The 12029-nt window shown below is 66.6% G+C and carries 2 protein-coding genes and 1 pseudogene; 1 reads left to right on the top strand and 2 read right to left on the bottom strand.

Translation table 11 applies throughout. The annotated features are described in order from the left end of the window. Window positions 1-11: 11 nt before the first annotated feature. Window positions 12-10307: pseudogene (locus AC5Y21_RS24870) on the top strand (amino acid adenylation domain-containing protein); the annotation flags it as partial. A 26-nt stretch (window positions 10308-10333) separates the two neighbouring features. On the opposite strand, the gene AC5Y21_RS24875 reads toward AC5Y21_RS24870, so the two are convergent. Further along, the gene (locus AC5Y21_RS24875) at window positions 10334-11743 is read right to left on the bottom strand and encodes a condensation domain-containing protein (protein WP_499916613.1); all 1410 of its coding nucleotides are present in this window, start codon (window positions 11741-11743) and stop codon (window positions 10334-10336) included. 66 nt (window positions 11744-11809) lie between these two features. Continuing rightward, on the bottom strand, window positions 11810-12029 hold a 220-nt coding region (locus AC5Y21_RS24880; protein WP_499916615.1), incomplete at its 5' end, for an acyl carrier protein.

The raw sequence follows: 12029 nt of genomic DNA on the forward strand, positions 1-12029 counted from the left end.
GATTGCTGTCGATCGATCTGCTTGATGAGGATGAGCACGCCGGGCTCGATGAGTGGGGCAACTGTGCGGTATTGACCCGGCCTGCTGGGGTGTCGGTGTCGATTCCGGAGGTGTTTGCTGCGCAGGTGGCGCGGGCGCCGGGGGCGGTGGCGTTGACGTGTGGGGGCCGCTCGTTGACGTATCGGGAGCTTGATGAGGCCTCGACGCGGTTGGCGCATCTGTTGGTTGAACACGGTGCGGGCCCGGGGCGGTGTGTGGGCCTGTTGTTGTCGCGCTCGACGCAGGCGATCGTGGCGATTGTGGCGGTGCTCAAGTCCGGGGCGGCGTATGTGCCGATTGATCCGGCGTTGCCGGGGGCGCGGATTGAGTTCATGCTCGCCGATGCCGCCCCGGTGGTGGCGTTGACGACGGCGGATTTGCGGGGGCGCCTGGATGGGTGTGCGGTGGCGGTCCTGGATGTCGACGACCCCAGGATCGAGGCCCAGCCCACGACGGTGCTGCCGGCGCCGGCACCCGACGATATCGCGTATTTGATCTACACGTCGGGGACCACGGGGGTGCCCAAGGGGGTGGCGGTGGCCCACCGCAGTGTGACGGGGTTGTTGGCGGCGGGTCAGGCCGGGTTGCCGTTGGGTCCGGAGCAGGTGTGGTCGCAGTGGCATTCGCTGGTGTTTGACGTGTCGGTGTCGGAGATTTTCGGGGCGTTGTTGCACGGTGGGCGGTTGGTGGTGGTGCCCGAGGAGGTGGCCGGGTCCCCGCAGGAGTTTCACGCGCTGCTGGTCGCGGAGCGGGTCAGTGTGTTGAGTCAGACTCCCTCGGCGGTGGGGGTGTTGCCGGCCGACGGGTTGGAGTCGGCGGTGTTGGTGGTGGCCGGGGAGGCCTGCCCGGGCGAGTTGGTGGAGCGCTGGGCTTCTGCGGGGCGGGTGATGATCAATGCCTATGGCCCGACGGAGGCCACGGTGTATGCGGCGATCAGTGCGGCGCTGCAACCGGGGATCACGGGGCCGGTGCCGATTGGGGCGCCGGTGTCGGGTGCGGCGTTGTTTGTGCTTGATGCCGGGTTGCGTCGGGTGTCGCCCGGGGTGGTCGGTGAGTTGTATGTGGCCGGTAGCGGCTTGGCCTATGGGTATGTGGGTCGGGCGGGGTTGACCGGGTCGCGGTTTGTGGCGTGTCCGTTCGCCGGTGCTGGGGGTCAGCGGATGTATCGCACCGGGGATTTGGTGCGTTGGGGGGCTGATGGGCAGCTGGTCTATCTGGGTCGGGCTGATGATCAGGTCAAGATCCGCGGGTATCGCATCGAGTTGGGTGAGGTGCAGGCCGCCCTAGCCGGGTTGGATGGGATCGATCAGGCCGCGGTGATCGCCCGGGAGGATCGGCCCGGGGATAAGCGGCTGGTGGGTTATGTCACCGGAACGGCTGATCCGGCCAAAATCCGCGCCGCGCTCAGCGAACGCCTGCCGGTCTACATGGTGCCCGCCGCCGTCGTCGTCCTCGACACACTGCCACTGACCGTCAACGGCAAACTCGACAAGCGGGCCCTCCCCGCACCGGAGTACGGGGATGTCGATCATTACCGCGCCCCGGGCAACCCCACCGAGGAGATCCTGGCCGGCCTCTACGCCCGGGTGCTGGGTCTGCAACGCGTCAGCGTCGACGACTCCTTCTTCGACTTGGGTGGGGACTCGTTGTCGGCGATGCGCCTGGTCGCCGCGATCAACAAATCTGCGGATGGCGGCATTGCGGTGCGCATGCTGTTCGAAGCGCCCACGGTGGCGGAGCTGGCGCCGCGGATCGGTGGGACGGCGGAATCGCTGGATCCGTTGGTCGCTGGTGAGCGGCCCGCGGTGGTGCCGTTGTCGTTCGCCCAACACCGGTTGTGGTTCGTCGACCAGCTGCAGGGGCCCTCGCCGGTCTACAACATGGCGGTCGGGTTGCGACTGACTGGTCGCCTGGATGCCGACGCGCTGGGCGCTGCCCTGGCCGACGTGGTGGGCCGTCACGAGAGCCTGCGCACGCTGTTCCCGGCGGTCGACGGGATTCCTCAGCAACTGGTGCTGCCGGTCGAACGGGCTGACTTCGGTTGGCAGGTCGTCGATGCCACCGGCTGGCCGGCCGGCCGGCTGGAGGACGCCATCGAGGAAACGACCCGGCGCCCGTTTGATCTGGCGACTCAGATCCCGTTGCGGGCGCGGGTTTTTCGCATCAGCGACGACGAGCACGTGCTGGTGGCCGTGGCCCACCACATCGCCGCCGACGGCTGGTCCATCGCCCCGCTGGTGGCCGATCTGGGGCTGGCCTACGCCAGCCGCTGCGCGGGGCAGGCCCCCGGCTGGTCACCGTTACCGGTGCAGTACGTCGACTACACGCTGTGGCAGCGCGAACAACTCGGTGACCTGACCGACAGCGACAGCCGGATCGCCGCGCAGTTGGCCTACTGGACGGAGGCGCTGGCCGGGATACCCGAGCGCCTGGAGCTGCCCACCGATCGGCCCTATCCGCCGCAGGCCGACTACCGCGGGGCCCGGGTCGCGGTGGATTGGCCGGCCGAGCTGCAACAGCGGATTACTCGGGTGGCGCGGCAGCACAATGCGACCAGCTTCATGGTGATCCAGACTGCCCTGGCGATCCTGCTGTCCAAGGTCAGCGCCAGCAGCGAAGTGGCAATCGGATTCCCGATCGCCGGGCGCGGCGACACCGCACTGGATGAGCTGGTGGGTTGCTTTGTCAACACCTTGGTGTTGCGGGTGGATCTGGCCGGTGATCCCACGGTGGCAGCGCTACTCGCGCAGGTGCGTCAGCGCAGTCTGGCCGCTTACGAGCACCAAGACGTGCCGTTCGAGGTGCTTGTTGAGCGGCTCAACCCGACCCGGTCGCTGAACCACCATCCGTTGGTGCAGGTGTTGTTGGCCTGGCAGAACTTCACCGGACAGGACAACGATCCCGCCGCCGGGCTGGCCTGGGGAGATCTGCAGGTCACCGCGTTGCCGGCCGACACCCAGACGGCCCGCATGGACCTGACGTTTTCCGTCGGCGAGCGATGGAATGAGGCCGGTGAGCCTGCCGGGATCGGCGGCGTGGTGGAATTTCGCACCGACGTGTTCGACGCGGCCAGCATCCAAACACTGATCGAGCGGTTGGAGCGGGTGCTGGTGGCGCTGACCACCGACCCGGCGCATCGGCTCTCCTCGATCGATCTGCTCGAAGAGGCCGAGCATGCCCGGCTGCACGGGTGGAGTAACCGGGCGGCGCTGATAGAGCCCGCGAGCACCCCGGTGTCGATCCCGGCGGGGTTCGCCGCGCAGGTGGCGCGCTCGCCCGAGGCGGTCGCGCTGACCTTCGACGGCCGCTCGATCACGTACCGGCAGCTCGACGAGTCCGCGAACCGCTTGGCGCACCTACTGGCCGGGCACGGCGTGGGCCCGGGCGAGCGGGTGGCGTTGTTGTTGCCCCGCTCGGCCGAGGCAATTGTGGCGATCCTGGCGGTGCTCAAAACCGGGGCGGCCTATGTGCCGATGGACCCGGCGCATCCCGACGCGCGAATCGAGTTCATGCTCGGCGACGCCGCCCCGCGCGCCGCAATCACCTCGGCCGAGCTGCGCGGGCGCCTGGACGGGCATGGCCTATTGGTCCTCGACATCGACGATCTCGCTGCTGACAGCCAACCCGACACAGCCTTGCCTGCGCCCGCGGCCGACAGTATCGCCTACCTGATTTACACCTCAGGCACGACGGGCGTGCCCAAGGGCGTGGCCATCACCCACCACAACGTCACCCAGCTGCTGGCGTCGTTCGAGACCGGGATGCAGCTGGACGGGCAGGTGTGGTCGCAGTGGCATTCGTTGGCCTTCGACGTCTCGGTGTGCGAGATGTGGGGTGCGCTTCTGTACGGTGGGCGGCTGGTGGTGGTGCCCGAGACGGTGGCCCGCTCTCCGCAGGACTTCCACGCCCTGCTGGTCGCCGAACAGGTCAGCGTGTTGAGCCAGACGCCCTCGGCGTTTTATGCGTTGCAAACCGCCGATGCGCTCGCTCCTGACCTGGGAGCTCAGCTCACGTTGCAGACGGTGCTGTTCGCCGGAGAAGCCCTGGAGCCACAGCGGCTGGGGCCGTGGCTAGAGCATCACCGCGGGTCGCCGCGGCTGCTCAACCTGTATGGCACCACCGAGACGACGGTGCATGCCTCCTTGCGGCAGATCGTGGCCGACGATGCCGAAAGCGCGGCCAGCCCGATTGGGGTGCCGCTGGCCCGGCTCGGCTTTTTCGTGCTGGACCGCTGGCTACGCCCGGTGCCGGCCGGTGTGGCGGGTGAGCTGTATGTGGCCGGCGCCGGCGTCGGTGTCGGGTATGTGGGCCGGGCGGGATTGAGTGCGTCGCGGTTCGTGGCATGTCCGTTCGCGGGAGCGGGGCACCGCATGTATCGCACCGGGGATGTGGTGCGTTGGGGCGTCGACGGGCAGCTGTGCTATGTGGGGCGGGCCGATGAGCAGGTCAAGATCCGCGGGTACCGCATCGAGCTTGGCGAGGTCCAGGCCGCACTTTCCGGCGTCGACGGGGTGCAGCAGGCGGTGGTGATCGCCCGCGAAGACCGCCCCGGCGACATGCGCCTGGTGGGGTATATCACCGGCACCGCCGACCCCGCCACCGCCCGCGAAAAGCTGGCTGAACGACTGCCCGCCTACATGGTGCCGACCGCGGTGGTGGTCGTCGAAGCGCTGCCGTTGACAGCGAACGGCAAACTGGACAAGCGCGCGCTGCCGGCACCGGACTACACCGATGGCGAGCGTTACCGCGCCCCGGCCAGCGCGGTCGAGGAAATCCTGGCCGGCATCTACGCCCAAGTCCTCGGACTCGAACGGGTCGGCGTCGACGAGTCGTTCTTCGAGCTGGGCGGGGACAGCATCTTGTCGATGCAGGTGGTGGCCCGGGCCCGGGCGTCGGGTCTGCTGTGTCGGCCGCGCGACATCTTCGTCGAGCAGACCGTCGCTCGGCTGGCCCGGGTGGTCGGGGTGGCCGAGAGTGTCAGTGGCGTGATCGATGAGGGGCTCGGGCCAGTGGTCGCGACCCCGATCATGCGCTGGCTGGCAAGCCTCGATGGCCCGGTTGAGCAGTTCAACCAGACGGTGCTGGTGCAGGCCCCGGCCGGGGTGACCGAGGCCGACGTGGTGGCGGTGTTGCAGGCCTTGGTGGACCGCCACGGCACGTTGCGGCTGCGCGCCGACCACGACGCCAGGAGCTGGACGTTGCAGGTGCGCGACCCCGGGTCGGTGGATGCCCGCGGGTGCCTGCAGGCGGTGGACGTGCTGTCGGAGGAGGCGCTGGTCGACGCGCGGTCGCGGTTGAATCCGAGCGCCGGGGTGATGCTGAGCGCGGTGTGGGCCGCGTCCACTGGCCAGTTGGCGTTGGTTATTCACCATCTGGCCGTCGACGGGGTGTCGTGGCGGATTTTGCTGGAGGACCTCAATATCGCCTGGGTCCAGCATCACAGCGGCCAGCCGATCGCGTTGCCGGCGGGCGGGACGTCGTTTGCAAAGTGGGCGTCGCTGCTGGCCGAACACGCCGACCAGCCGGAGATCATCGATCACGCCGAGGCGTGGCGGCAGGTGGCGGCCGCGCCTGCCTTGTTGCCGGCGGTGCAACCTACCGTCGATACGTTTGCCACAGCCGGAAATCTGTCGGTGTCGCTGGACGTCGAGACCACCCGCACGCTGCTCGGTGAAGTGCCGGCAGCGTTTCATGCCGGGGTGCACGAGGTTTTGTTGATCGCGTTCGGGCTGGCGGTCGCGGAGTTTTTGGCTGCCGGCCGCACGCCGATCGGCATCGACGTGGAAGGCCACGGGCGGCACGAGGAACTGGCCGCCGATGTGGACCTGACGCGCACCGTGGGGTGGTTCACCACCTTATATCCGGTGTCGCTAACGGTCGGCGGATTGACCTGGCCGCAGGTAATAGCCGGCGAGGCCGCGCTGGGGGCGGTCGTGAAGGACGCCAAAGAGCAGCTGCGCGCCCTGCCGGACCCGCTGAGCTACGGTCTGCTGCGGTATCTGAACCCCGATGTCGAACTGATCGACTCGCAACCGGCGATCGGGTTCAACTACCTGGGACGGCTCGGCGCCGCGGCGAGCGACCTTTCCGCGGAACTGTGGCGGCTGTGCCAGGAAGGCGCGTCGGTGACCGGCGCGGCCACGGCCATACCGATGCCGTTGGCGCACACCGTGGAGCTCAACGCCGGCGCCGTTGACACCGACGCCGGACCGCGGCTGGACGCCAACTGGTCGTGGGCGCCGTCCGCGCTGGATCACGGTCAGGTCAGCCGGCTTGCCCGGTTGTGGTTCGAGGCCCTGGCCGGCATGTGTGTGCATGTGCGCCGCGGTGGGGGCGGGTTGACGCCGTCGGACATCGCGCCGGCCCGGTTGACCCAGCAGCAGCTCGACGAGCTGCAGGAGCAATACGGTGTGGCCGATGTGTTGCCGTTGACTCCCTTGCAGCAGGGCCTGCTGTTCCACGCCAGCGCTGGGCAGGCCACTGGCGACGATGTGTATGCCGTGCAGCTGGACTTCACCGTGGCCGGTGCCCTTGATTCAAGCCGGCTGCGCGAGGCGGTGCAGGCGGTGGTGGTTCGACATCCGAACCTGGTGGCCCGGTTCTGTGCCCAGTTCGACGAACCGGTGCAGGTCATCCCGGCCGACCCGGTGGCACCGTGGCGGTATGTCGAGCTAGACATCGACGGCCCAGATGTCGACGAGCAGGTCCAGCGGGTGTGCGCGGCTGAGCGCGCGGCGGTGTGCAACCTGTCCGATCCGCCGGCGTTTCGGGCGGCGCTGATTCGCACCGCACCAGATCGGCACCGATTTGTGCTGACCAATCACCATATCGTGCTCGACGGGTGGTCGCTGCCGATCCTGCTGCGGGAGATCTTCGCCGGCTACTACGGACAGCGGCTGCCCGCGGCCGCGGCGTATCGCAGCTTTGTGACCTGGCTGGCCGGGCGGGATCGCGCCGCGGCGCACGCTGCCTGGCGCGAAGTGCTGGCCGATTTCGACACCGCCACCCTGGTGGCTCGGCCGAACCGGTCGGTACAAGGTCGGCGAGGTCTCGCGCGGTTCCGGGTGCCGGAGAACACCACTCGGGCCCTTGGCGAGCTGGCGCGCGCGCAGCACACCACCGTGAACATCGTGCTGCAGTCGGCATGGGTACAGCTGCTGATGTGGCTGACCGGCCGACCCGATGTCGTTTTCGGCACCGCGGTCTCGGGGCGGCCCCCGGAGCTGGCCGGCGCGGACTCGATGTTGGGCCTGTTGATCAACACCGTGCCGGTGCGGGCCCACAGCAGCGCCGCCACCACCATCGCCGATTTGCTGGATCAGCTGCAAGACACCCACAACCGCACCCTGGAACATGAGCATCTGGCGCTGGCCGAAATCCACCGCCTCACCGGTCACGACCAGCTGTTCGACACCTTGTTCGTCTACGAGAACTACCCCGTCGACACCGCCGCGCTAACCGGTGACGAGGAATTGGCCATCACCGAGTTCACCGCCCGTGAATCCACCCACTATCCGCTTGCGGTGGCGGCCAGCCCGGGCGACGAACTGGGTCTACGTGTCGAGTACGACCCCGAGGTATTCGACGTGACGGGCATCGAGGCGCTGTTCGAACGGTTGCACACGCTGCTGGTGGCCATGACCGTCGACCCGGCCCGGCGGCTGTCCTCAATCGATTTACTCGATGCCGACGAGCACACCCGCCTCAATGGTTGGGGTAACTCTGCGGTGTTGACACAGCTTGCCCCGGCGACGGCGTCGATACCGGAGCTGTTCGCCGCGCAGGTCGCCCGCACGCCGGGTGCGGTGGCGCTGACGTGCGAGGGCCGCTCGTTGACGTATGGGGAGCTCAACGAGGCGTCGACGCGGTTGGCGCATCTATTGGTCGAGCAGGGTGCGGGCCCGGGTGAGTGTGTGGCGCTGTTGTTGTCGCGGTCGGCGCAGGCGGTGGTGGCGATTATGGCAGTGCTCAAAAGCGGTGCGGCCTATCTGCCGATCGACCCCGCGCTGCCGGAGGCGCGGGTCGATTTCATGCTCGGCGATGCCGCGCCGATCGCAGCGCTCACCACCGCCGATCTGTGGGCGCGGCTGGACGGGCACGACTTGCCGGTCATCGATACCGACGACGGCCGCATGCTCAGCTATCCATGCACGGGCCTGCCGGCGCCGGCGCCCGACGACGTCGCTTACCTCATCTACACCTCAGGCACTACCGGCGTCCCCAAGGGTGTGGCCGTCAGCCACCACAATGTGATCCAGTTCGCCCAGGTAATGGATCGATATCTGCCGACGACGGGGGCCTGCGCGCAAGGTCATTCGCTGGCCTTCGACGTTTCAGTGGCAGAGATTTTCGGCACGCTGTTGCATGGCGGGCGGGTGATGGTGGTGCCCGAGGACGCGATGCGTTCGCCGGAAGACTTCCAGGCGTTGCTGGTGGCTGAACGCGTCGACGTGCTCATCGAGACCCCGTCCACTCTGGCGGCGCTTTCACCCGAGGGATTGGAGTCGGTGACCTTGATGTCGGCCGCTGAGACCTGTCCGGCTGATGAGGTGGATCGGTGGGCACCGGGGCGGGTGATGTTCAACGCGTACGGCCCGACCGAGACGACGATGGGGGTAACGGTCAGTGCGCCGTTAGAGGCGGGGGCCGGGGAGAACGGGCCGGTGCCGATTGGTGCGCCGGTGCCAGAAGCGGCGTTGTTCGTGCTGGATGGCTGGTTGCGCCAGGCTCCGGAAGGCGTAGTGGGGGAGCTGTATGTTGCCGGCGCCGGCGTGACGTATGGGTATGTGGGCAGGGCGGGGCTGACCGCGTCGCGATTTGTGGCGTGCCCGTTCGGTGGCCCAGGGGTGCTGGGTCAGCGCATGTATCGCACCGGGGATCTGGTGTCTTGGGGCGCCGACGGACAGTTGCTGTACTTCGGGCGGGCCGACGAGCAGGTCAAGGTTCGCGGGTACCGCATCGAGTTGGGTGATGTCCAGGCGGCGCTGGCCGGTGTGGACGGTGTGGAGCAGGCCGTGGTGATCGCTCGCGAGGACCGCCCGGGGGATAAGCGCCTGGTGGGGTATGTCACCGGAACCGCGGATCCGGCCGCCACTCGTGCGAAGCTGGCCGAGCGGCTGCCGGCCTATATGGTTCCGGCCGCGGTGGTGGTAGTGAGAGCGCTGCCCTTGACAACCAACGGCAAGCTCGACAAGCGCGCGTTGCCGGCGCCCGAATATGTTGAGTCCGAACGCTATTGCGCCCCCGCCAATCCCACCGAGGAGGTCTTGGCCGGGATATTCGCCCAAGTCCTCGGGCTGGATCGGGTCGGTGTCGAAGACTCGTTTTTCGACCTGGGCGGAGATTCGCTGTTGGCGATGCGCGTGATCGCCACCGTCAACAACGCCTTGGATGCCCATCTGGCGGTGCGCACCTTGTTGCACGCGCCGTCGGTGCGAAGCCTGAGTCAGCAGCTGGACAGCCAGGACAGTGCGGTGGAACTGGTCCCCATTGAGGTCCTCAAGGAGGGAACAGGGGTCCCACTGTGTTGTGTCCACGAAGGTCTCGGGCTTAGCTATGCATATTCGGCGCTGGGAGATTATCTCAATTGCCCGATCATCGGGATCAACCAAATTCCGCACCACGCCGAAGCGGGACTTCAATCGATTCGTGGCATGGCGAAAGACTATGCCGATCGAATTCAGGCGCTTTACCCCGTAGGGCCCTATAAGCTTCTCGGCTGGTCGTTTGGCGGACCCGTGGCGCATGAACTCGCCGTTGAACTTCGCCGACGCGGATGTGTAGTCGAACGTCTCATAATGTTGGACCCGGTGCTCGACGCCAAGGGTCCCGCAAATGGTCAGGCTTCAGATGTCGAAGGCCAGGGGGAAAGCCGCATCCTGGACCTCCTCATGCGCTCTAGCGGTATCGCCATTCCTGAACAGCTGGAACCGCTTACATACCAGAAAGCAGAGGAGCTGGTCCGCCAGCACCGAGACGCTGTAGAGTTTGTTCTTCCGCCCAGACAACTATTCGAATTCGTGGTCGGAAATTATAATTCTAACGGGTCGCTTCTCCGTAATCATGTGCCCGACGTATTCGATGGCACAACAGTTATATTCGCCGCACAAAGCGAAAACGACAACGAATCGTCGCATTTAGACATTTGGCAGCCTTTTGTGGCCGGCAACATTACCGTGTACCCGGTCGACTGTGGACATGATTATATGATGACCGCCGAGGCGCTCAATATGTATGGTCAGCAGCTCAGAACTGCGTTAGAGGCTTGAGACTGCGTCGCGGCTAGAACGATTCGTCAGTCGATTTCGCCGGTCAAGTCGAACTCGCCCGTCGTGCGGCCAACGAGCTCACGCAAGGCGGGCTTGGTGTTTTCAGCGCCCGCTTGGTAGGCGCCGACGGTGATGACTATTCGGTCGGACAGCCGCCACGATTGCACGGTCATCACGCCGCCTGTTCGCTCCAGCCACTGTCGCGTTACCTGCTGCGAAACCAGTCGGCCGGTGACGTACTCGGCGTCGCTGCCATCCAATCGACAAATCATCGAGCCGACGTCGCCAAGGTTGGAGCAAAAAACAGGCAGATCGTCGCCGAGCACCGTTGCGGCCTGCTCGTCCAACCGGTTCAACACCCGCTTCGGTACGAACGGGGTCAGCAAAGCGAGTTTCAACGACTCGTCGGGCGCTTCTCGCGCAGTCCCCAGCGCCTGCTTGATCGCAGCGCGGACGTCACGCAGATCCGTCGTCACCCGCGTCGGATCAACGCTGACGCGCGCAAACGCCACTGCGTTCGCACGCGTGTCCCCCTCGGCGCGGATGCTCACCGGGATTTGCAGTGTGACCTGGCCGTCGTCGGCGCGTATGCGCCCCATCCGCTCCGCGAGTTTCGCGACCCAGCCGGCGACCAGCGTCTTACTGGTTCCTCCCAGAGCGTGCGCACGGGCATCCCAATCATCCAGATCGACACAGATGGTCACAGTCGGCACGACCACGACGTCGTGGCCGTCGTCGCTCACGCGGGCGGGAAGTCGCGATGCCCGTGATTGGGCGAGATCGCGCCGGTGAGCACGGGACAGTTTCACGGCCGTGACAACCGCCCGGGCAATCTCAGGCACGTCCCGGGCTGTTTCCCGGGCATCTTGCAGCACCGCGCGCCGTCGAGTGCGTGAATGCGGCGGCGGGTAGTCGCACGCGCGCGGGTTGCCCAGAATCGCCTCAAGTCCCGATACGACCAGCCCGATACCGTCCAGCACGTAATGGGAAATCACCAAGCTGACCGCGGTCGAGCCGTCCGTGAGTGGGAGGACGCCGAGATGCCAGCTGGGTCCCCATTCCGGGTCGACGGGCAGTTGTGAGCGTTCGTCAGCCCAGTCGCTTACTTCGGCCCGTGGGCGGGGGTTTGCAGCAATATCGATATCGGCCGGTCCCGGGTCTAGGACCCACCGGTACCGTGCGAACCGCAGCGGCGAACGCTCGATGCGCCGGCCGAACAACCCGTAACCGAGATTGTGGTGAAATCGCCTCAGCCCATCGAAGTCAATAGGGTGCTCATAGACCCACACGACCTGCATGACTTGGTTCCGGCCGGTGGCGCGCTGCCCAGTGAATAAGGCTTGGTCCAAGGAGGCGAGCCGATTATCGATCCGCGCTTCGCCGTTGGATGCGCGTCTGCCAAAAAATGGCCGCGCAGGACGTGTCCGAACTGCCATTGATCAACCTCCGCCAATATTCCATTCTGTTCGGTCAGTCCAGCGGCATTGCCCGATAGGTCGATGTCAGGTGGCGTGCGCAGGCGCCATTTTTTCGCACAGTAATCCCGCTAATCCGCGGATGGTGCCGATGTTGGCGAGGTCGGTGGGGGTGATGCGGATTCCTGTTTCGGTCTCGATGCGGGTCCGCAGTTCCAGGGCGCCCAGGGAGTCCAAACCGTATTCGACGAGTGGTCGGTCGGGGTCGATGTTGCGGCGGAGTAGCAGGCTGACTTGGTCGGAGATC

Source organism: Mycobacterium sp. NGS41 (genome assembly GCF_059812725.1).